The following is a 21,756-nucleotide window of genomic DNA, read 5'->3' as shown; positions in this document are numbered from 1 at the left end:
GTTGTCCCGTCGCCATCATCCAGGGTGGCGACGAGCGCGCCAAGGGCGAATTGCAGATCAAGGACCTGATCGAAGGCGCTCGCATGTCCGCCGAAATCACCGACAATGCCGAATGGCGCGCCGCGCGCCCGGCACAGGTGACGGTGGCGGAAAGCGAACTGGTTGCCGAGGTGAAGAAGATTTTGACGGCGCAGGCCGAAGAGCGCGCGAAGTGACGAGCGCCGCGCGCCCTTGTCCTTCTCCCCTTGTGGGAGAAGGTGGCCTCGCGAAGCGAGGTCGGATGAGGGGTGTTCCAGGGAACGCAAACGCCTCATTCCGTCACNCACCCCTCATCCGTCTCGGCGCTGCGCGCCGATCCACCTTCTCCCACAAGGGGAGAAGGGAAGGGCACCCCCAATGACCTCCCGCTACCCCGCCATATCAGCCGACATCACCGCCCTCTTCGCTGCGCGCAACACACATGCCGTCGAAGTCGCGGTGCTGCAGCCGGCCGATCCGTTCCTCGACATGGCCGGCGAGGATCTGCGCCGGCGCATTTTCCTCACCGAAAGCGAGACCGGGCAGACGCTCTGCCTGCGCCCCGAATTCACCATTCCCGTCTGCCTCGACCACATAGCCAGCCAGGCCGGCACGCCGCGCCGCTATTCCTATCTCGGCGAAGTGTTTCGCCAGCGCCGCGAGGGCGGCAATGAGTTCTTCCAGGCCGGCATCGAGGATCTCGGCGACCGCGACACCGCCGAAGCCGATGCCCGCTCGGTGGCCGACGCGCATGCGTTGCTGTCGCTGGTGCTGCCCGGCCAGTCGCTGGCGATCACGCTCGGTGACCAGGGCATCTTCGAGGCGGTGCTGGCGGCGCTCGGCCTGCCGCGCGGCTGGCGCATGCGGCTGGCCCGCGCCTTCGGCTCGGCGCCGATGCTGGAGGCCGCACTCGCCGATCTCGCCAACCCGCCGCGCAACGGCCAGCTCTCCGGTCCAGTCGCGGCGCTTGTCCTCGACGGCGATCTGGACGGTCTTTCCCAGCACATTGCCGGCGGCATGGAAGAGGCTGGCCTGTCGGCATCCGCAGGGCGCGCGCCGTCGGATATCGCGCGGCGGCTGATCGAGAAAGCCGAGTTGCGCAGCGTGCGGCTGTCGAACGAGGCCTTCGCTGCCCTGAAGAATTTTCTGGCGATCGACGTGCCGCTCGATGGCGCGGCCCAGGCATTGGAAACCTTCGCCGCCGGCGCCGGACTTTCGCTGGGCGCCGCGCTGGAAAAATTCTCGGCCCGCGCCAAGGCGATCGAGGCGCATGGCTTGCCCTCGGGAAAAATCCGCTACGACGCCGCTTTCGGCCGTCCGCTCGATTATTACACGGGTGTGGTCTTCGAAATCGCGGCGGCCAATGGCGAGCGTCCCCTCGCCGGTGGCGGGCGCTATGACAGGTTGCTGACGCTGCTCGGCGCCAAGACCGCGATCCCTGGTGTCGGCTTTTCGGTGTGGCTCGACCGCATCGAGGCGTTGCGGGGGGCGGCATCATGATCACACTGGCGATCCCGTCGAAGGGCAGGCTCAAGGAGCAGGCCCTGGAGGTGCTGGCCAAGGCTGGCCTCGCCGTCAGCCTGCCCGGCGACGAGCGCAAATATCACGCCCGCGTCGAGGGCCTGGACAATGTCGAAGTGGTTTTCCTGTCGGCCTCCGAAATATCGGGCGAAATAGGCCAGGGCGTGGTCGATCTCGGTATCACCGGTGAGGACCTTGTGCGGGAAAATCTCGCCGACTGGGAAGCGCGGGCAGAGATCGTCGCCCGCCTCGGCTTCGGCCATGCCGATGTCGTGGTCGCGGTGCCCGAGATCTGGCTCGATGTCGATACCATGGCCGATCTCGACGACGTTGCAGCCGATTTCCGCCAGCGCCATGGCCGGCGGCTCAGGATCGCCACCAAATACTGGCGGCTGACGCAGCAGTTCTTTTCGCTCAAACACGGTATCCAGGTCTATCGCATCGTCGAGAGCCTCGGCGCCACCGAGGGCGCGCCGGCGGCCGGCCTTGCCGACGTCATCGTCGACATCACCAGCACCGGCTCGACACTGCGCGCCAACCATCTCAAGGTGCTGGGCGATGGCGTGGTTTTGAAATCGCAGGCCTGCCTTGTGGCCTCGAGGAAGACACGTGCCGCTGCCGACGAAACCGTCTTGCGCGACATCGTCGCGAAAATGGCGGCAGCGATCGCATAGCGATCCTTCAGGGAGGGGACTCCAGTACCATCGACGGGATTTCCAGCATCCCGGCAGGCTGATAGGTTCGGCCAGTCTTGGAGGAGACAGCGATGCCGGTCAATCTCGACGAGCTGAAGAACGCCACCAATCTGCGCGGCCGTGGCGCGCGTGCTGGCGGCGTCTTTATCGCGCCCGTGGATGGCAGGGCGCATGTGTCCGGCGATCGCGGCGTGCCGCTGCTCGACAAGACCATTCCAGCCCTTTTCTCTGACACCGTCAGCAAATACGGCACGCTCGATGCCGCCGTCTTTGTCGGCCAGGACAAGCGCTTCACCTGGAGCGAACTGTCGGACACGGTGGATGCGCTGGCCGCCGGCTTCCTGGCACTCGGTCTCCAGAAGGGCGACCGGGTCGGCATCTGGTCACCCAACCGGTGGGAATGGCTGGTGACGCAGTTCGCCACCGCCCGCATCGGCCTGATCTTGGTCAACATCAATCCCGCCTACCGGCTGACCGAACTGGAATATGCCCTGAACAAGGTCGGCTGCAAGGCCTTGGTGACGGCGGCCAGCTTCAAGACGTCGGACTATCTCGGCATGATCGAGACGCTGGCGCCGGAGATCGCCTCGGCAACACCGGGCAAGCTGAAGGCCAGCAAGTTGCCGGCGCTCAGGATCGTCATCCGCATGGGCGAGGAGAACTCGCCAGGCATGTTCAATTTCGGCGATGTGCTGGCCATGGCCGGGCGCGACGAGCATGACAGCCTTGACCGCATTTCCGAGGGATTGAAGCCGGGCGATGCGATCAACATCCAGTTCACCTCGGGCACGACAGGCGCACCCAAGGGCGCGACGCTCACCCATCTGAACATCGTCAACAACGGCAATTTCGTCACCTCGGCCATCAAGCTCACCGTCGAAGACCGGCTCTGCATCCCTGTGCCGCTCTATCATTGCTTCGGCATGTCGATGGGCACGATGGGTTGCGTGTCGAAGGGCGCGACCATGGTTTTCCCCTGCGAAGGTTTTGATCCGGGCCTAACGTTGAAAGCCGTGTCGCAGGAGCGCTGCACCGGCCTCTATGGCGTACCGACCATGTTCGTCGGCATGCTCGACCATCCGGACTTTTCATCCTTCGATCTGTCCAGCCTGCGCACCGGCATCATGGCCGGTTCGCCATGCCCGATCGAGGTGATGAAGAAGGTGGTGTCGCTGATGCATATGGCGCAAGTGACCATCGCCTACGGCATGACCGAGACCAGTCCGGTCTCGTTCCAGAGCAGCGTTGACGATCCCCTGGAAAAGCGCGTCTCGACGGTCGGGCGCATCCATCCGCATGTCGAGGTCAAGGCGATCGACGCCGATGGCGCCACCGTTGCGGTCGGCGCGCCGGGCGAGCTTTGCACGCGCGGCTATTCTGTGATGAAGGGCTATTGGGACGACGACGAAAAGACCCGCGAGGCGATCGATAGCGATGGCTGGATGCACACCGGCGACCTCGCCACCATCGACGCCGAGGGCTATTGCAACATTGTCGGCCGCGTCAAGGACATGGTCATCCGCGGCGGCGAGAACGTCTATCCCAGAGAGGTCGAGGAATTCCTCTACCGGCATCCCAAGGTGCGGGAAGTCCAGGTCTTCGGCATCCCCGACGCCAAATATGGCGAGGAGTTGTGCGCCTGGATCGTGCTCAAGCCGGGCCAGGTCGCCACCGAACAGGAGATCAAGGCCTTCTGCGCAGGCCAGATCGCCCACTACAAGGTGCCGCGCCACATCCGCTTCCGCACCGAATTGCCGATGACGGTGACCGGCAAGCCGCAGAAATTCCTGATGCGTCAGGCGATGGTGGAAGAGCTTGGACTGGTGACGCAGAAGACGGCGTGAGGCCGGATCAGCCGCGTCGTACCAGCGCGCTGATGCTGTTGAGCAGCATCTGCTGGTCGCCGACCCAGAACCAGTGGTCGTCGCCGTCGATCTCGATGAACCGCGCGCCGGGAATCCTGGACGCGAGAAACCGCCCGGCCTCGATGCGCACGGCGCGGTCGCCGGAACGGTGGAGGACCATCGTCGGGGCGGAGACTTTTGCCAGGAGGTGACGGACATCGGCGTCCCGCAATGCCTCGAGCAGGCCCGCGACCGCGCCCGGGCTGGAGGCTGCCCTGAGCAATCCGGCCCACCAAGTCCTCGCCTGACGGTCGCCAGTGAGGCTTGGGGCGAAGGTTTCGATTTCCGCCGGGCCACCCCAGCCCGCGAGCAGGCGTTGCTTCCAAAGATCATACTGCGCGACGGTTAAGGCGTAGGGATAGTCAGGCGTGCGGCTGCCTTTCGCGAGCGAGCCCCACAGGACAAGGCCTGTCAGCCGATCGGGATGCTCGACCGCAAAACCGATACAGCCCGGCCCACCCTCCGACGCGCCGACGAGCAAGGCCCGGCGGCTGCCGGCCGCATTCATGACCGCCAGAATATCCTGCGCCGTCGCCTCGACTGTGGGACGGGCACCGACGCGGTCGGAAAGCCCCATGCCGCGCCGGTCGAAGAGGATCAGGCGACCCAGGCGCGAAATCGCGGTCAGCCAGGCGCGGCAGCCCGGGTCTTCCCAGATACGCTCGACATGCGAAATAAAGCCGGGAACGAGCACGATGTCCGTCGGGCCGCTACCGACGATCTGGTACGCGATGTGGATGCCGTCGACCGCGACATAGCGCGTTCTGGGCACGTCCAAGGTGGTGTCCTGGGTTGGCTCGCGCAGCATGGCCAGCGTGGCGGGGTTCGGCGCTACGCCGAGTTCGTCCCGCAACAGCCGGATGCACGTCTCGATCTGACGCTCCGCCGCCGCCCTGTCGCCTGCCGCCAGGTGGGCACGGATCAAGTGGCGGTGCGCGCTTTCGCTCAGGGGGTCGAGTGCCGCCAGCCGCGTCGCATGAACGATCGCGCCGCGCGGCTCGCCGCTGGCGATCTTGGCTTCGACGAGCCGCTCCAGCGCTTGCACCAAGCGGCCGCGCAAGGTCTCCCGCCGGAAGAAGACCCATTCTTCGAATTCCGGACAGTCCGGCAGCGACAAGCCGGCGAGATAGTCGACTTTGTAGATATCGGCTGCGGCGTCGAGAGAGCCGGAATTGCAGGCATGCTCGAAAACCCTGGTGTCGATCCCGGCGGACAATGCTGGGTGCAGGCTGAGGGAGCCGCCTGTGGCGGCGATGATCTCACTGCCGAACGCGATGCGGATTTTATACAGTGTCCGCCGAAGGCGGGCGCGTGCGGCCTGATCGTCGGTCTCGGGCCACAAAAGCGTGGCGGCGACCTCGCGCGCCACCGGCCCGCTGGCCTCGGCGATATAGATGAGGAGGGCTGCCGCCTTGCGCAGGGCGAGTTCCACCCGCCGGCCGTTCAAGCGGAACTCCGGAAAACCCAGAAATCGGAATTCCAATCGCTCCATCGATCCGACCACCGCCATCCAGGGACGTTGAGGGGACGCCGGCCTTCTATCCATCCCACGACGTCGGGCCGATCGGGCCCGATCATGAGACTCCCTTGGAGCGAGAAATGTCACTGGTCAATACTCCCATCCACCATTGCACATCAGGGCCCGTTGCCGGCGGAGGCATCCCTTCCGGTGCCGCCAGCACCCGGCTAGGAGGCTGAAGCATGTGCCAATCCCGTCTCTCCTGGTACGCGCGCTGCATTGCTCCCTACCTCGTCCACGCCGGCTGTTCGGCCAGCGCCTTCGCGCATATGCGAAGGCGCTTGATCCCGCGGGCGGGGGGCGTTGTGGTCGAGGTCGGTTTCGGGTCCGGCCTGAACCTTCCCTATTACGACGCCGGCAGGGTGAAACGGGTGATCGGCGTCGATCCCGACGGCACGGTGCTGGGTCTGGCCGAATCGAAGACCCGTTCCTTGCCATTCGATGTCGACTGTATCCGGGCCAGCGGTGAAAGACTGCCCTTGACCGACAGCTTCGCCGACACGGTCGTCGTCACCTATGCCTTCTGCACCATTCCGGACCCTGAGGTCGCGCTGACCGAGATCCGGCGCATCCTGAAGCCCACGGGCCGGTTGATCTTCATCGAGCACGGCCAGGCCGAAGGGCCGCGTTGCCGCCGGTGGCAGGAGCATCTGAACCGGCTGTGGGGCCGGCTCGCCGGCGGCTGCCATCTCAATCGCGACCCATTGCAGCTGATCCGGGCGGCGGGCTTCCATATCGTCGAAGCGGAGCGTGATCGGTTTCGGCTACCCTTCTGGCACTTGGGAAGTCACCATGCCGGCATCGCGATACCCTGACAGGCTGACGTCGTCGGTTCCGCATCTCCGATGGCCCTGCGCCGAGCCCGGCTCTCGCACGCGCGAACGGTCCGGCGCGGGGTTGTTCGCTTCTCACGCCACCAGCATCACCGCACCGAGGCCCCGGATGATCTTCGCCAGTTCGACGCATTCGCCGTGCCGCGCATTGTTGCGCCGCCAGGCTAGGCAGATCATGCGCTGCGGCATCGGCTCCTGGAACGGCACGATCTTGAGATCGGGGATAGTGCCGGCAGGGCCCGCCGCCATTTCGGGGATGAGAGTGACACCGAGCCCGTGCGCCACCATCTGCAAAAGCGTGGTCAGGCTGGTCGCGCCATAGCTTGCCATCGCCACCGGCCGCACATTGCCGCAGACGGCCAGCGCCTGTTCGCGCAGGCAATGGCCTTCTTCCAGCAGCATCAGTCTTTCCAGCGCCGGGCTCTGGGGCGGAACCGGCGGCGAGGCAAAGGCCGGATCGCCTGATGGCACGGCCAGGAAGAACCGGTCGGGAAACAGCGCTTCGGTGATCAGCCCGGGATGGTCGAGCGGAAGCGCGGCGATGAAGGCATCGAGTTTTCGCGATGCGGTGTCCTCGACCAGGGAGGTGGTGACCGCCTCGCGCAGTTCGAGCAGCAGGGCCGGGAAATGCTTCTTCAGTTCGGGCAAGGCCCGCGGCAGAAGATAGGGCGCGACGGTCGGGATGATGCCCAACCGGAAGCGTCCCTCCATGGCGGTGCGGCCGCGCCGGGCCGTCGTTTCCACGTCACGTATGTCAGCCAGGATGCGCTCGATGCGTGGCAACAGGGCGACCGCTTCGTCCGTCATGCGCACCGACTTGCCACCGCGTTCGAACAGCCGGCAGTTCAGCCGTTGCTCCATTTCTGCGATCTGGGAGGACAGCGCCGGCTGGCTGACACCGGCAAGTTTCGCCGCACGCCCGAAATGCAGCGTCTGCGCCAGCGCGTCGAAATAATGCATCTGGCGAACGGTCAATCCGATCATGCAGTCAAGCCTATCATAAGAAAATCCTATCGAAATAAACAGGAAAGGCAATTTGTTTTTATCGTCAGTGTGGCCTAGTCTGGGGTGGTTCCAGATTGGCGCGGGCCGCTGGCCGCCCCCAGAATCTCGGCAAAAATCAACCTCGGCAAAATCAAACCTCGGCAAAATTGGAGTGAGAGATGGACGCGAAAACCGACGACAACAGCGCGGGCAAATGCCCTGTTGCGCATGGATCCGCCAGCCGGACCAACCGTGACTGGTGGCCGAACCAGCTTGACCTCGGCGTTCTCCACCAGCAGTCGAACCTGTCGGACCCGATGGGCGAGGACTTCGACTATGCCAAGGAATTCGCGAGTCTCGACCTCGATGCGGTGGTCAAGGACCTGCATAAGGTCATGACGGATTCGCAGGACTGGTGGCCGGCCGACTTCGGCCATTATGGGCCGCTGTTCATCCGCATGGCCTGGCACAGCGCCGGCACCTATCGCATCGGCGACGGTCGCGGCGGGGCCGGAGCGGGCCAGCAGCGTTTCGCGCCGCTGAACAGCTGGCCTGATAACGCCAATCTTGACAAGGCGCGCCGGCTGCTGTGGCCGGTCAAGCAGAAATACGGCCGCAAGATTTCCTGGGCCGACCTGTTGATCCTCACCGGCAACGTCGCGCTGGAATCGATGGGCTTCAAGACCTTCGGCTTCGCCGGCGGCCGCGCCGACGTTTGGGAGCCGGAGCAGGACGTCGACTGGGGCTCCGAGACCAAGTGGCTTGGCGACGAGCGCTATTCGGGCGACCGTGAGCTTCGTGGCCATCTCGGCGCCGTGCAGATGGGCTTGATCTACGTCAACCCGGAAGGCCCGAACGGCAAGCCGGACCCGATCGCCGCCGCGCGCGACATCCGCGAAACCTTCGCTCGCATGGCGATGAACGATGAGGAAACCGTGGCGCTGATCGCCGGCGGCCACACCTTTGGCAAGACCCATGGCGCCGGTGATGCCTCGCTGGTAGGGGCCGAGCCGGAAGGCGCCGGCATAGAGGCGCAGGGCCTCGGCTGGTCGAGCAAGTATGCGTCGGGCATTGCCGGCGATGCCATCACCTCGGGCCTCGAAGTCACCTGGACAACGACGCCTACCAAGTGGAGCAACAACTTCTTCGACAACCTGTTCAACTACGAATGGGAACTGACGAAGAGCCCGGCAGGCGCCCATCAGTGGACGCCGAAGGGTGGCGCCGGTGCCGGCTCGGTGCCCGATGCGCACGACCCTTCGAAGCGTCGCGCGCCGGCCATGCTGACCACCGACCTCGCGCTGCGGGCCGATCCGGCCTACGAGAAGATCTCACGGCGTTTCCACGAACATCCGGATCAGTTCGCCGATGCCTTTGCCCGCGCCTGGTTCAAGCTGACCCACCGCGACATGGGCCCGGTCGTCCGCTATCTCGGCCCGTTGGTGCCGAAGGAAGAGTTGATCTGGCAGGATCCGATCCCGGCGGTCGACCATGAACTGGTCAGCGACCAGGACATCGCATCGCTGAAGGCCAAGATCCTGGCCTCCGGCCTGTCGGTTTCCGAACTGGTCTCGACGGCCTGGGCCTCGGCTTCGACCTTCCGCAACTCCGACAAGCGCGGCGGCGCCAACGGTGCCCGCATCCGGCTGGCACCGCAGAAGGACTGGGACGTCAACCAGCCGGCCGAGCTAGCGAAGGTGCTTGCCAAGCTCGAAGGCATTCAGAAGGAGTTCAACGCTGGCGGCAAGAAGGTCTCGCTTGCCGACCTGATCGTGCTCGGTGGTGTCGCGGCCGTCGAGAAGGCTGCGAAGGATGGCGGCAACGACGTGAAGGTGCCGTTCACGCCCGGCCGCATGGATGCCTCGCAGGAGCAGACGGACGTCCACTCTTTTGCCGCTCTCGAGCCGAAAGTCGACGGCTTCCGCAATTACGTCAGAGGCAAGCAGCCCATGTCGGTCGAAGCCATGCTGGTCGACCGGGCGCAGTTGCTGGGCCTGTCGGCGCCGGAGCTGACGGTGCTTGTTGGCGGCCTGCGGGTGCTCGGCGCCAACACCGGCCAGTCAAAGCATGGCGTGTTCACCGACAGGCCGGGTAAGCTGACCAACGACTTCTTCGTCAACCTGCTCAGCATGAGCACGGTGTGGGATCCGGCTGCCGGCTCCGAGCCGGGCTCGGAAGAGGTCTACGAGGCGCGCGACCGCAGGACCAAGGCCGTCAAGTGGACCGGCACCCGCGCCGATCTGATCTTCGGCTCGCATGCGCAGCTGCGTGCCTTGGCCGAAGTCTACGGATCGGCGGACGCCGGGCAGAAATTCGCCCGGGATTTCGTTGCGGCATGGACCAAGGTGATGAACGCCGACCGGTTTGATATCGCTGCCTGATCCGAACTCAAAGTCGCAAAAAAAGGCGCGGGCCGTAGCTCGCGCCTTTTTGCATTCAAGCTCCGGCAATCAATCCTTCTCGAAAATACGCGCCTTGGCGACGACTCCGGCAATGGCGCCGCCGATCAACGGCGCGACGATGAACAGCCAGAGCTGGCTGAGTGCGGCACCGCCGGTAAACAGCGCCGGACCGATGGAGCGCGCCGGATTGACCGAGGTGCCGGTGACCGGGATCATGGCGAAGTGAATGCCGGCCAGCGTCAAGCCGATGACCAGACCGGCAAAAGCCGTCGAGTGCTTTTCAGCGGTAACGCCGAGGATCACCGTGACGAAGGTGAAGGTGCCGATCAGTTCCCACAGGAACGCCGAGCTCATGCCCCATTTCGTCTCGTCCCAGCCATTGGCGCCGAAGCCGCCTGTGTGGCCGCCGGTCTGGCCGGAAACGATGATCCACAGCGCAAGCGAGGCGATGATGGCGCCGATGATCTGCGCGATCCAATAGGGGATGACGTCCTTGGCAGGCAGCCGGCCGGCAAGGAAGACGCCGAGTGTCACCGCCGGATTGAGATGCGCGCCCGAAATCGGGCCGATCGCATAGGCCGCCGCGATGAGGCCGATGCCGAATGCCAGGCCGATGCCTTCCTGGCCAAGCGGCAGCGCGCCGCCGAAGCCGCCCGTCACCACGGACGCCGTACCGATGAACACCAACAGAAATGTGCCTAGAACTTCCGCCAGATAAGTCTTCATTGCCCTCTCCTCGTGACGATCCGCCGGTCCACGGTTTCCGCGCCGCGAATCATGCCGGCAAGAGTATTCCCAACCGAAAAACTTGGAAAGCAGAGCTGTTGCGCCACAAGTCGTCCTTGTAGCCGCCAGTAAGAAACATTAGAAATCTTGCATCTACTGGTCTGCCTACTGCTAACCGCCGTGAAGATTTACTGATCGGACAGGTTTGCCGACCATGGCCAGCTTGCGCTCGCGGCGAGACCGAGCGGGGTTCAATCCGGACGTGAAAGGCTCTAAGAGCAGACCAGATAATGTGCTCGATTTGATGGAATGACGAATGCGACTGGGCGGACGGCTGGCTGCGGCTATCGAAGTGCTGGAGGACATTGGCCGGCGTCACCGGCCGGTGGCCGACGCGCTGAAGGATTGGGGCCTGTCGCATCGCTTCGCCGGCGGTGGTGATCGCGCCGCGATCGGCAACATCGTTTACGACGCGCTGCGTCACAAGCGCTCTGCCGGCTGGTTGCTGGGCGAAGACACGCCGCGCGCCATCGGCTTCGGGGCGCTGTTGCTCGAATGGAACCAGACGGGGCAGTCGCTCAATGCTGCGCTCGAAGGCGACAAGTTCGCGCCGCCGCTGCTCAGCGCCACGGAACTCAGGGCAATCGCGGAACGCCGGCTTGCCGACGCGCCGCCCGCGGTTCGCGCCGACATACCCGATTGGTGCGAACCGCTTTTCGAGCGGGCCTTTGGCGAGACATGGGTCGAGGAGGGCGCGGCGCTGGCCACGCGTCCGCCGCTCGACATCCGGGTCAACACGCTTCAAGCCGATCGCGTCAAGGTCTTGGCCGAACTGGAGCAGACCGGTGCCAGTGTCGCACGGATCGCACCCTACGGTATCCGCATCCCGCCGATCGACGGTGATGGCCGACACCCGAACGTGCAGGCCGAGCCGGCCTTCCAGAAAGGCTGGTTCGAAGTCCAGGACGAGGGGTCGCAAATTGCGGCAGCGCTTGCCGGTGCGACGGCCGGCATGCAGGTGCTCGACTTCTGCGCCGGCGCTGGCGGCAAGACGCTGGCGCTGTCGGCGGCGATGGACAATCACGGCCAGATCTTTGCCCATGATGCCGAAAAGGCGCGGCTGGCGCCAATCTTCGACCGCATCCGCCGCTCGGAAAATCGCAATGTGCAGGTCGCCACCAAGCCGGCCGAGCTTGCCCCACTGGTCGGTCACATGGACATCGTGCTGGTCGACGCGCCCTGCACCGGCAGCGGCACCTGGCGGCGTCGTCCCGATGCCAAATGGCGGCTGACACAGAGACAGCTCGACGCCCGCAAGGGCGAGCAGGCGACGATCCTCGATGCCGCCAGGATGTATGTCAAACCCGGCGGCCTGCTGGTCTATATCACCTGCTCGGTGTTCGACGAGGAGAATGGCGAACAGGTCACGGCGTTTCGTGAGCGCAGCAGCGGCTTTGCCCCGGTCGATCACCGCGCTCTCTGGGACGGCCGTTTTCCGGGCCACCAAGCAGCGGCGCGGATCGGCGCTGGCGGCGATATTTCCCTGTCGCCGGCGCTGAGCGGCACTGATGGGTTCTATTTCTGCGCGCTGCGCCGGACCAACTGAGCCCTGCCGCATCCGCCGGCAGTTCGCGGCCACTCGGCCGGTGACGGCCTACGAGACCAATTGTTGCAGTGCAGCAATTGAGATTGCCTGCCGCCGATCCCTCTGCAATAAGCTTTGCCAGACAAACGAAGGCAACGGCGATGGCAGCGAAGATCGTACCGGCTCCAGACTACGAGGATCGCGTCAGGGCGTCCTTCGCACGCCAGCAGGCGATGGCGACGATCGGCGCCGAATTGACTTTGGTGACACCCGGCATAATCGAGATCGAGATGCCCTATTCGGCGGCGCTGACCCAGCAGCATGGCTTCCTGCATGCAGGCGTCATTTCGACGGCGCTGGACTCGGCTTGCGGCTATGCGGCATTCTCGCTCATGCCTGAGAATTCCGGCGTGCTGACCATCGAATTCAAAGTCAACCTTCTGGCGCCGGGCCGGGGCGAACGCTTTCTGTTCCGCGGTTCGGTGACCAAACCCGGCCGCACCATCATCGTTGCCGACGGCCAGGCCTATGCCTTCGCCGCCGACGGCGAGGCCAAGCTGATCGCGACCATGACCGGCACGATGATGACGATGGTTGGTCGCGACGGTATAGCGGGATGATCCGATGAGCAATGTCGTGCGCATTGGCGGCAAGAATGTGCTCTTCGTCATGGCGGCGCAGGCCGAATATGGCCCGCATCTGCAGCGGCTGTTCAACCCGCTGATGGCGGGGGTCGGCCCGGTCGAAGCCGGCGTACGGCTGGGCGCCGAGCTCTCCTGGTTGAAATCCACAAAAGCATTGCCGGACCTCGTCGTTTCGCTGGGCTCGGCCGGCAGCCGCAAGCTGGAACAGGCTGAAATCTACCAGGCCGCTTCGGTGAGCTATCGCGACATGGACGCTTCGCCGCTCGGCTTCGAGAAGGGCGTGACGCCTTTCCTCGACCTGCCGGTGACGGTGCCGCTGCCTCTCGTTATTCCAGGCATTAGAAGCGCCACGCTCTCGACCGGCGGCGCGATCGTCACCGGTGCCGCTTACGACGCGATCGACGCCGATATGGTCGACATGGAGACCTTCGCCTGCCTGCGCGCCTGCCAATTGTTCGGCGTGCCGCTGATCGGCCTGCGCGGCATTTCCGACGGCGCGGCCGATCTGCGCCATGTCAACGACTGGACGGAATATCTGCACGTCATCGACGAGAAACTGGCCGTGGCGATCGGGTCGCTCGAACGGGCGATCGGTGGCGGCCTGCTCGAGGGCTGACTGTTCTTCGGATCAAGCGGCTAGGCACTGCGGATCGCCGAAATCGATGCGTGAGACGCGTCCGCGCACGGCGCCTGTTGCGTCGATATAATCGATCGCTCCCGGTGTATGATCGAGTTTCCACGCGCCGGCGGGGCCGTCTTTCCATTCGACCTTGTAGCCGTCGTCCAGCAGCGCCCAAAGTCCGTGGAAGCGTGTGCCGTCCGGTAGGAGCATGTGCGCCCGATCTTCAGTTTCATAGTGGACGAAGGCGTGCTTGCCGCCCATGTCGATGACATGCGTGGTTCCGACCATGATAATGGCCAGCGTGTCCCTGTACAGTAATGTCATTATACCTGTCCATGGGTTCGCGTTTCGAAAGAGGCTCGACGGGATGAATATCGTCAAGTATCTTGACTATACGGAGTCTGGAATAAATGGTCAAGCTGCTTGACGAAAAAACCGAAGCGTCGCCGGATCATGTCGGCTGGCGGCTATGGCAGGCGAGCCGTGCCTGGCAGGTGGAATTTGCTGCCGCCATGCGGTCCGCCGGCCACGCCTGGTTCAGCGAGGCGCGCGCCGGGCTGCTCGGGCACATCCCGCGCAACGGCACGCGCCAGTCGGCATTGATCGAGCGCGCCGCCACCTCCAAGCAAGCGGTTCAGCAATTGCTCGACGGTCTGGAGGCGGAAGGCGTGCTGGAGCGGTTGCCCGATCCACGAGACGGCCGCGGCAAGCTTGTGTGCTATACCCGCAAGGGTCTGGATGCCTTGCGCGACGGCGACCGCATCAAGCTTCAGATCGAGCGCGGCTATATCGATCGCATCGGCGAGCAGCGGTTCGCAGCGCTTATGGATGCCTTGCGCACACTTGACGCGGGGCGGGGCGACGCATCGGCAGGAGCATCGGGGCCGAAGTGAGCGGCGCGACCGCGCAACCCATTGCGCCGACTCGTTTCTTTCTCTAAAGGCTCGCCATGACGACAGCCAATCACACCGACACCGTCCTGATTGTCGATTTCGGCAGCCAGTTTACCCAACTCATCGCCCGCCGCATCCGCGAGGCCGGCGTGTTTTCCGAGATCGTGCCGTTCCAGTCGGCCGAAGCCGCGTTCAAGCGCATCAATCCGAAAGCTGTGATCCTGTCCGGCGGCCCCGCCTCGACATCGGACATCGGCAGCCCGCGCGCGCCGCAGATCGTCTTCGACGCCGGGGTGCCGGTGCTTGGCATCTGCTACGGCCAGATGGCCATGTGCGTGCAGATGGGCGGCGTCGCCGAAAGCTCCAACCATCGCGAATTCGGCCGCGCCTTCGTCGAGATCGAGAAGGACAGTCCGCTGTTCGAGGGGCTTTGGGCGACCGGCCAGCGCCATCAGGTGTGGATGAGCCATGGCGATCGCGTCATCGCCCTGCCGCCGGGCTTCGGGGTGTTCGGCAAATCGGAAAGCTCGCCTTTCGCCATCTTCGGCAATGTCGAGCGCAGGATGTACGGCATCATGTTCCACCCGGAGGTGGTGCACACACCCGACGGCGCCCGGCTGCTCAGGAATTTCGTTCACAACATCGCCGGCATCGAAGGCGACTGGACGATGCGCGCCTATCGCGAACACGCGGTCGAGGCGATCCGCAAGCAGGTCGGCAAGGGCAAGGTCATCTGCGCGCTGTCGGGCGGCGTGGATTCCTCGGTCGCCGCCCTTCTGATTCATGAGGCGGTCGGCGACCAGCTGACCTGCATTCTCGTCGACCACGGCCTGATGCGCAAGGACGAGGCCGCCGGTGTGGTGGCGATGTTCCGCCAGCATTACAATCTGCCGCTGATCCTGGTCGATGCCTCCGACAAATTCATCTCGGCGCTGGAGGGCGAGTCGGACCCGGAAAAGAAGCGCAAGACTATCGGCCGGCTGTTCATCGAGGTGTTCGAGGACGAGGCGAAGAAGCTCGGCGGCGCCGATTTCCTGGCACAAGGCACGCTCTATCCCGACGTCATCGAAAGCGTCTCCTTCACTGGCGGCCCGTCGGTGACGATCAAGTCGCACCACAATGTCGGCGGCCTGCCCGAGCGCATGAACATGCAACTGGTCGAGCCGTTACGCGAACTGTTCAAGGACGAGGTGAGGGCGCTAGGCAAGGAGCTCGGTCTGCCCGAAAGCTTCATCGGCCGCCATCCGTTCCCAGGGCCCGGTCTTGCCATCCGCTGCCCTGGCGGCATCACCCGGGAGAAGCTGGAGATCCTGCGCGAGGCCGACGCCATCTATCTCGACGAGATCCGCAAGGCTGGCCTCTATGACGCGATCTGGCAGGCCTTCGCCGTGTTGTTGCCGGTGCAGACCGTCGGCGTGATGGGCGACGGCCGCACCTACGAATTCGTCTGTGCGCTGCGTGCAGTCACTTCGGTCGACGGCATGACGGCTGATTTCTATCACTACGACATGGCCTTCCTGGGTGCCGCCGCCACCCGCATCATCAACGAAGTGCGCGGCATCAACCGTGTGGTGTACGACGTGACCTCGAAGCCGCCTGGCACAATAGAGTGGGAATAGGGGAAGCGGCGGCGATCGGCGGCTCTGGCGAACAAACCTATCAAGTCATTGAAATCGTCAAGTTTATCGGAGCGCCTGGCGCGGCTCGCAGCTTGTAGGAAATCACTCTGACGGTACTTTTGACGGTGTTTTTCGTATCCGACATAGAATTCTAAAAAGTCCCGTCATTCGTTCTTAGAATTTGACGGTACTTTTCTGCGGATCAACGCTTTGAAATGTATACCGAAAATGTCTTGTAGCATGACATTTCTGCGCTGACGGTACTTTAGTTGTCGACATACATAGTTTCAGCTCTGGGCTGCGGTACCGATCGAAGTTTCGGACCCGATCGCATATCGTCGGATGACACCGTCGCATCACCTATCGAATGTTGTCCCGACTGCTGCCGGATCTGCGATGGAGAGGAGGCGTTGACCGTATCCAGGCGGGAGCTTGGACTGCGGTAAATGCGCGCGTCTTTTTATCGTTGGGAGAAAGATGAGGTGCCGCGATCTGTGCAAGCTCGGCGGCGCGCGCCGGCCCAATATGACGAAGCGCCTTGACTACGGTCCCGGCCAAGTTGCCAGGAGCAATCAAATGCCTATCCGCCCGCGTGGTCGTTGCCGCCGTGCGCGGCGATGAACATGGTGACGGCCGACCGGCAATAGGATTCGATCTCGTTTTCGTCCTCGGCTCTCGCCCCATCGAAGCGTGCGATCATCACGAGATCGGATCCTTTGAAAAGTGCGGCAAACAAGCGGGCGGATTGGAGAGGATCGGGCACGTTCAGCATCGCCTTCGCGTGCAACTGACGCAACAGGGCCTCGATCTGGGCGATGATATGGGCGGGGCGAGCTTCGTAATGGAGCTTGCTTAACGACTTCTGATTGGTCGTGTCGGCCATGATCATGGCTTCGACATTGCGGACGTCCGGCCTCAACAGGGTGCGAAGCAGGGATGATCCCACCGCCATGAGCTGATCTTCGGCCGAACCGTCGACACCTTCAAAAAGGGCCTGTGCAAACCCATGGCAGCCGGCCGCCATGGCCGCGCTGAACAGCGCTTCCTTGTTCTCGAAGTGCCTGTAGATGCTGAGCTTGGATATCTTCGCCCGCTGGGCGACCTTGTCCAACGTCGTCGCCTGAAAACCCAATTCCACAAAGAGTTCGCTCGCGGCGTCGAGGATCGTTTGGCCAAGCGCCTCGTTGGTGGGCCGGCCGCGCCGGCGGTGGCTATTTTCGGTCACGATAATTCCAGTCCTTGACAGTATCCTAATTCTTGAATTACGATACCATGCAGTGTCCGAAATATGCAAGCCATTGGATGGGTTCAACCTGTCCTGCAACGGAGCCCATCACCATGGATGACGTCATCATCATCGGCGGCAGCTTTGCCGGTCTCGCCGGCGCCCTGCAGCTCGGCCGTGCCCGCCGCAAGGTCACCGTTCTCGATACCGGCCTGCCGCGCAACCGCTTCGCCGGCCACTCGCATGGTCTGCTCGGCCACGATCACAAGCCACCGTTGGCAATCCTGGCCGAGGCGCGGCAGCAGCTGGCCCGCTATCCCACGATCAGGCTGGTCAATGCCCGGGCCGAAAGCATCTCCGGCGCCATCGACGATTTCTCAGTCCTCACTTCCGATGGCGAAACCCTTAGGGCGCGCCGCCTGATCCTGAGCTATGGCGTCATCGACCAGATGCCTGATGTTCCAGGCTTTGCCGAAGGCTGGGGCAAGTCCGTCGTGCCCTGCCCCTATTGCGACGGCTTTGAAGTCGCCGGCCAGCATTGGGGCCTCGTCTGGTCCGGCCGGCAGTCGCACAATCAGGTCAAGCTGTTCCACGATTGGACCGACAGGTTGACGGTCTTCGCCGATGGTCATGACATTCCGTCCGATATCCGGGCCGATCTGACGCGCCGCAACACGCCTGTCGTCGATGGCCGGATCATCGAGATCGCCCATCACGAGGGCCATAACGCCACCGTCAAGCTCGATACCGGCCCAAATGTCGCGGTCGACATCCTGTTCGCGCATCCGCGCAACAAGCCGTCCGCAAACCTGCATGAATCACTAGGCCTCGCCACGGTCGATACGCCCCTCGGCATCATCCTCAAGGTCGACGAGCGCCGCGAAACCAGCATGCCCGGCATCTACGCCGCCGGCGACCTCGCCAACCCCCTTACGCCGCCATCGGTCACCCTGGCATCATCGCACGGCGCGATGGCGGGTATCTTCGCCCAGCAGTCGATGCTGGTTTGACATCAGAGATTCTCGTCTCCGGTTGCCGCGCATAGATAGCACTGATTGGAGGATGAACATGGCCGTCGAACCGGACAGCGCGGGTGTGCGCTTCCCTCCGCCCTTCGTCTATCTGGGAGCGCTGCTGTTAGGGCTGGCGGTGGAGCGGTTCGTCACCCTGCGCTCTTTCGGCATCTGGCGGTTGCTGGCGGCGACGGGCGCTCTGCTGTTCGCTGCCGGCGCGGCGATAATGCTTGTAGCGGCGGGGCTGTTCCGGCAGCTGGGCACCAACGTTCCGCCGTCGCAGCCAACGACCGAGATTCGCCGCTGGCTCTGACTATTCCGCAGCTACTGCCTGCGGGGCCTCCTCTCCCTGAGGGGCGTCTTTGGCCGATCAGCCGTTTCGAAGAGGCAGTTGAGCAAAATGATTCCTAGGCTCAGGCCGGTCCGCAAACGGTCCCAAAAAACCCACAGGCTATTCAACCTCCCCCGGCCCAGTTGGTGGCGGTACTTTCTTCGTTCGCTGTGAAACCCACCTGAGTTGCCCAAAGTGGGCCGGAAAGGCGATCGACTTCGATAGATGCCGAAACCGCACAAAAACTTTCGTGCTATCTTTCCCTTTGAATCAAAACTGTAACGTTTTGACGGCCCATGGGTCGGCCGCGGCAATGAATAAAAGACCTAGAGATGTCAATGGCTTAACTAGATTTAGAGCAATCGAGTGGGAGTAGGGAAACCGCGGCAATAGCAGAGATTCAGCTGCCCTCTTCCGGACCGTTGGTTGATCTGACACGTCGTTGCTTCGGAAGTAAATCCCGTTCAGCCCGACAGAGGGTTTTGGCCTACAACGGCGTGCAAATAGGCTTGTCTAACAGGCCCTAACCAAGGGCTGTGGTTTGCTGCGTTCGAGGTCGGCGGCAGTTTTTGCGGCTTAAGCTGCATCTCTAGTCCTACATCCCGCGCAATCGCCCAAACGGGAAATACTTCAGCTCGGCCGCATAAGTGGACCCGTCGAATTTGTTGGCTCTGGTATCCGGGAGACGCAGAAGATGCCGACCCCTCGACAGATCGCGCGAAGCCGTTTTGTCGAGAGCAGGTTTGTCTCGCCAAAGGTAATCGCTGGTTAGATTCACTTCCTCTCATCTAACCAGCGACAGGCTGGACAGTAGGCGCTCAAGAACGGTTGCTCCGGACGACTAGGTTAAGCGCCAATACCCGGATCGAGAGGTTTTCCTGGTGCGATCGCGGAGGCGGCAATGGTGAAGATTCACGACGCGTGCGAAGCGGTTGCGGCTATTCGGAACAGAACCTGCTCTGCCGGACCTAGTCGAGCAAGCCCAAACCTCCAAACTCACCGCCGCTGCAGGCCGGAGCCGCCACACAGTTCAGGCTGCCATTCGCGAGTTTTGCGGCCGCGCTGGGCTCGGCACGCCATCCTTAGCCGAAACATTGGTAGTCAACCCGTAGGTCTCCTGGCAGGCAAGCTGCCTTGCGGCAATTGATGTGAAAAGAGCTTGTTAGAGGCGTAATGCGCCTTGGTTCACGTTTCCGTGATTGCATCGGACAAAGTTACGCGTCGGAAGGCCCAGGCGCCTCAATCGCAGTGAAGGTCTGTCCTATCCCGCTGTTTTTAATGAAGAATTCACAGAAGGTATATTCGAATTATCTAAAGTAAAGTTTTGGTTGTATGGCGCGGCTGTGTTTGGTACGACTAAGTATAGACGCGATTTCAGAAAGAAGTACATAAGTGGAGGATTCATTGGCTTCGTTCTTGAGATACTGCTTGTAGATCGATACATCGATCATGGGTGGAGGGAGGAAAATCCACCATTGAGACCTTACCACGCCGGTTCGGACAGTACCGCGGGCTGCGTCGGCATGAATTCGCGCTCCTGTGTTATTTGCCGGCAGCGACGAATTAGTTAGCCGGCATCGACGAAATGATGGTGCAGCAGCCGGTTCCGGTTGCGGCAGATGCGATAGCGCGTACCTGAGCACGAGTTTGCCAAACTGCGGGGGCCTGAATTTGAAATCCTACCAAGCCGCGGTTGAGGAAAGCGCCGAACTTTTAGAGGGTCTGGCCGAACCTTTAGAGGGTCTGGAAGACGCAACACCGGCACCCGACGCACAAAAGCAGCCGTCCAGGCCCGACCGCCGCCACATCCCGAAGGCAGACGGCTGTCTGCGGTGGGATCGGCCAGCGGCGGATTTGTCAGCGCTGGTGTCGTCACTGGAGTTTGACCCACATCGCGCCAACCCACCGGGGGTGGCCACGGTTCGGCTTCCCGATCGGGTGGTGCGAGTGGGGCGGCTGGAGGTGCTGCCTGCACGGTCGGGAATGGCAGCGGGAACGTTGCTGGAGATTGGTGCGGACTATTGGTGCGTGGCGACTGGTAGCACTGATGTGGTTGTCGCTGAGTTGTCGCGACCAACCGGCGAGCCGGTGGTCGCCGCCGAGCTGGCCCGGGAGCTACGGCTATCCGCGAAGGATGTGTTGCCGGTGCTCTCGGAGCAGGATGCGCGGTTTATCGAGGCGGCCTATGAGGCGGCCGCGGAGCATGAAGAGCTTTGGCTCCACCAGTTGGAGCAATACCGCCCGCTTCCGCTGCCGTTCGCTGGGCTTGCACCCAGCGAGCCCCGGTGGCGGGTCACTCCGTGGCGAAAGATTGAGGCGCTGGCGGGGCTTGGTCCAAACCAGCGCGTTGAGCATCTCCTGGCGGTGTGGGCGTTATACTTGGCGCGGATCACCGGGGAGACGAAGATACAGTTCGGGTGGGGGGCGGAGGCGCTGCGCTCGCAACTGCTGGCGGGATTGTTGGCGCCAGTCGTGCCGCTCGATGTGGAGATCGATCTCGATCGCACCTTTGCTGAGGTGAAACCCAGCATAGTCGAAGCCTGTGTGCGAGCGACGGCCGCCGGAAGCTACACGCAGGACTTGCTGATACGGGCGCCGAAATTGCTGCGGATCGAGGAATTGCGGCGACCCTTCCCCTGGGACATAGCGGTAGGCGTGATTGAGGGTAACGGGCGTTGGCCGGAGAATGTCGATAGCGGAGCGCTCGGCGGGGCGGTGACGTTGCAGATCCGGGCGCTGGATGGCGCGGTGCGGTTGATTCACGATCTGGCAAGGGTAGCCTCCGGGCAAGTCGAACGGATGACTGGGCACTTGGCTACGCTGGCGTGGGAGGCGTTAAATCCCGCCTCGCGTGAGGTTTCGGTCCGGCGGCTCAATCTGCTGTCGGCGTCCGAGCGCGAGCTTGTTCTCGAGACGTGGAACCGGACGGAAGCGGCCCACCCGTCGGATCGCGGCATCCATGAACTGTTCGAAGAACAGGTCCGTCTGAATCCCGATGCGATCGCGCTGATCCAGGGCGATCTGGAGCTCAGCTATGGCGCGTTGAACGCTGAGGCCAATCGNCTNGCGCATCGTTTGATCGGGCTTGGCGTCAAGCCCGACGACCGGGTCGGGCTGTGCGTCGAGCGGTCGCCCGCAATGNTGATCGGGCTGCTCGGCGTGCTGAAGGCNGGCGGCGCCTATGTGCCGTTGGATCCTGGCTACCCACGCGAGCGGCTTGGC

Annotated in this window: 17 protein-coding genes and 2 pseudogenes; 14 read left to right on the top strand and 5 right to left on the bottom strand. The window is 63.3% G+C overall.

Translation table 11 applies throughout. The annotated features are described in order from the left end of the window. From M653_RS0130020 to M653_RS0130005, 4 genes and pseudogenes are all read left to right on the top strand, one after another. Positions 1-215 (top strand): annotated as a pseudogene (locus tag M653_RS0130020) (histidine--tRNA ligase); the annotation flags it as partial. 181 nt (positions 216-396) lie between these two features. Beyond that, a complete protein-coding gene (locus M653_RS0130015; protein WP_027146622.1) occupies positions 397-1,518 on the top strand; it encodes an ATP phosphoribosyltransferase regulatory subunit in 1,122 nt (373 codons plus the stop codon). After that, positions 1,515-2,213 (top strand): ATP phosphoribosyltransferase, encoded by a 699-nt coding sequence (hisG, locus tag M653_RS0130010; RefSeq protein ID WP_027146621.1) that lies wholly within the window; start codon positions 1,515-1,517, stop codon positions 2,211-2,213. The genes M653_RS0130015 and hisG overlap by 4 nt, the downstream gene beginning before the upstream one ends. A gap of 92 nt (positions 2,214-2,305) precedes the next feature. After that, on the top strand, positions 2,306-4,078 hold the full coding sequence (locus M653_RS0130005) for an AMP-binding protein (protein ID WP_027146620.1): 1,773 nt from the start codon (positions 2,306-2,308) through the stop codon (positions 4,076-4,078). A gap of 7 nt (positions 4,079-4,085) precedes the next feature. Here the strand turns inward: M653_RS0130005 and M653_RS0130000 are convergent, their stop codons facing one another. Further along, positions 4,086-5,630 carry an alpha/beta hydrolase gene (locus M653_RS0130000; RefSeq protein WP_027146619.1) on the bottom strand — a complete coding sequence of 515 codons (1,545 nt, stop codon included), beginning with the start codon at positions 5,628-5,630 and terminating at the stop codon, positions 4,086-4,088. Positions 5,631-5,839: 209 nt separating this feature from the next. Between M653_RS0130000 and M653_RS0129995 the strand changes: the two genes are divergently transcribed. Continuing rightward, a complete protein-coding gene (locus M653_RS0129995; RefSeq protein ID WP_027146618.1) occupies positions 5,840-6,472 on the top strand; it encodes a class I SAM-dependent methyltransferase in 633 nt (210 codons plus the stop codon). Positions 6,473-6,565: 93 nt separating this feature from the next. Here the strand turns inward: M653_RS0129995 and M653_RS0129990 are convergent, their stop codons facing one another. Continuing rightward, entirely contained in the window at positions 6,566-7,474 is a 909-nt protein-coding gene (locus M653_RS0129990; protein ID WP_027146617.1) for a hydrogen peroxide-inducible genes activator, read from the bottom strand. Between the two features lie 179 nt (positions 7,475-7,653). Between M653_RS0129990 and katG the strand changes: the two genes are divergently transcribed. Further along, on the top strand, positions 7,654-9,855 hold the full coding sequence (gene katG, locus M653_RS0129985) for a catalase/peroxidase HPI (protein WP_027146616.1): 2,202 nt from the start codon (positions 7,654-7,656) through the stop codon (positions 9,853-9,855). 69 nt (positions 9,856-9,924) lie between these two features. Here katG and M653_RS0129980 read toward each other — a convergent pair whose 3' ends face one another. After that, positions 9,925-10,602 (bottom strand): MIP family channel protein, encoded by a 678-nt coding sequence (locus M653_RS0129980; RefSeq protein WP_027146615.1) that lies wholly within the window; start codon positions 10,600-10,602, stop codon positions 9,925-9,927. Positions 10,603-10,918: 316 nt separating this feature from the next. On the opposite strand from M653_RS0129980, the gene M653_RS0129975 reads away from it, so the two are divergent. From M653_RS0129975 to M653_RS0129965, 3 genes are all read left to right on the top strand, one after another. Further along, on the top strand, positions 10,919-12,208 hold the full coding sequence (locus tag M653_RS0129975; RefSeq protein WP_027146614.1) for an RsmB/NOP family class I SAM-dependent RNA methyltransferase: 1,290 nt from the start codon (positions 10,919-10,921) through the stop codon (positions 12,206-12,208). A 140-nt stretch (positions 12,209-12,348) separates the two neighbouring features. After that, positions 12,349-12,807 carry a PaaI family thioesterase gene (locus M653_RS0129970; RefSeq protein ID WP_027146613.1) on the top strand — a complete coding sequence of 153 codons (459 nt, stop codon included), beginning with the start codon at positions 12,349-12,351 and terminating at the stop codon, positions 12,805-12,807. 4 nt (positions 12,808-12,811) lie between these two features. Then, positions 12,812-13,447 (top strand): 5'-methylthioadenosine/S-adenosylhomocysteine nucleosidase, encoded by a 636-nt coding sequence (locus tag M653_RS0129965; protein WP_027146612.1) that lies wholly within the window; start codon positions 12,812-12,814, stop codon positions 13,445-13,447. Between the two features lie 12 nt (positions 13,448-13,459). Here M653_RS0129965 and M653_RS0129960 read toward each other — a convergent pair whose 3' ends face one another. Further along, a complete protein-coding gene (locus tag M653_RS0129960) occupies positions 13,460-13,777 on the bottom strand; it encodes a hypothetical protein (RefSeq protein WP_027146611.1) in 318 nt (105 codons plus the stop codon). An 86-nt stretch (positions 13,778-13,863) separates the two neighbouring features. On the opposite strand from M653_RS0129960, the gene M653_RS0129955 reads away from it, so the two are divergent. Continuing rightward, on the top strand, positions 13,864-14,346 hold the full coding sequence (locus M653_RS0129955) for a MarR family winged helix-turn-helix transcriptional regulator (RefSeq protein WP_027146610.1): 483 nt from the start codon (positions 13,864-13,866) through the stop codon (positions 14,344-14,346). Between the two features lie 56 nt (positions 14,347-14,402). After that, positions 14,403-15,965, top strand: a complete 1,563-nt coding sequence (gene guaA, locus M653_RS0129950; RefSeq protein ID WP_027146609.1) for a glutamine-hydrolyzing GMP synthase — start codon at positions 14,403-14,405, stop codon at positions 15,963-15,965. Between the two features lie 580 nt (positions 15,966-16,545). On the opposite strand, the gene M653_RS0129945 is transcribed toward guaA, so the two are convergent. Continuing rightward, positions 16,546-17,190 carry a TetR/AcrR family transcriptional regulator gene (locus M653_RS0129945; RefSeq protein ID WP_027146608.1) on the bottom strand — a complete coding sequence of 215 codons (645 nt, stop codon included), beginning with the start codon at positions 17,188-17,190 and terminating at the stop codon, positions 16,546-16,548. Between the two features lie 113 nt (positions 17,191-17,303). Here M653_RS0129945 and M653_RS0129940 point away from each other — a divergent pair, with 113 nt between their 5' ends. From M653_RS0129940 to M653_RS1000000137140, 3 genes and pseudogenes are all read left to right on the top strand, one after another. Continuing rightward, positions 17,304-18,200, top strand: coding sequence for an NAD(P)/FAD-dependent oxidoreductase (locus tag M653_RS0129940; protein ID WP_027146607.1), 897 nt, complete (start codon positions 17,304-17,306; stop codon positions 18,198-18,200). Between the two features lie 58 nt (positions 18,201-18,258). Beyond that, positions 18,259-18,495 (top strand): annotated as a pseudogene (locus M653_RS01000000133990) (isoprenylcysteine carboxylmethyltransferase family protein); the annotation flags it as partial. A 1,710-nt stretch (positions 18,496-20,205) separates the two neighbouring features. Then, a partial coding sequence (locus M653_RS1000000137140) for an AMP-binding protein (protein WP_032936480.1) occupies positions 20,206-21,756 on the top strand: 1,551 nt, incomplete at its 3' end.

It is taken from the genome of Mesorhizobium sp. WSM3626 (assembly GCF_000513935.1).
GTDB classification, from domain to species: domain Bacteria; phylum Pseudomonadota; class Alphaproteobacteria; order Rhizobiales; family Rhizobiaceae; genus Mesorhizobium; species Mesorhizobium salmacidum.
Note: the sequence above shows the minus strand (reverse complement) of the source record. Positions and strands in the feature narration are given on the sequence as shown.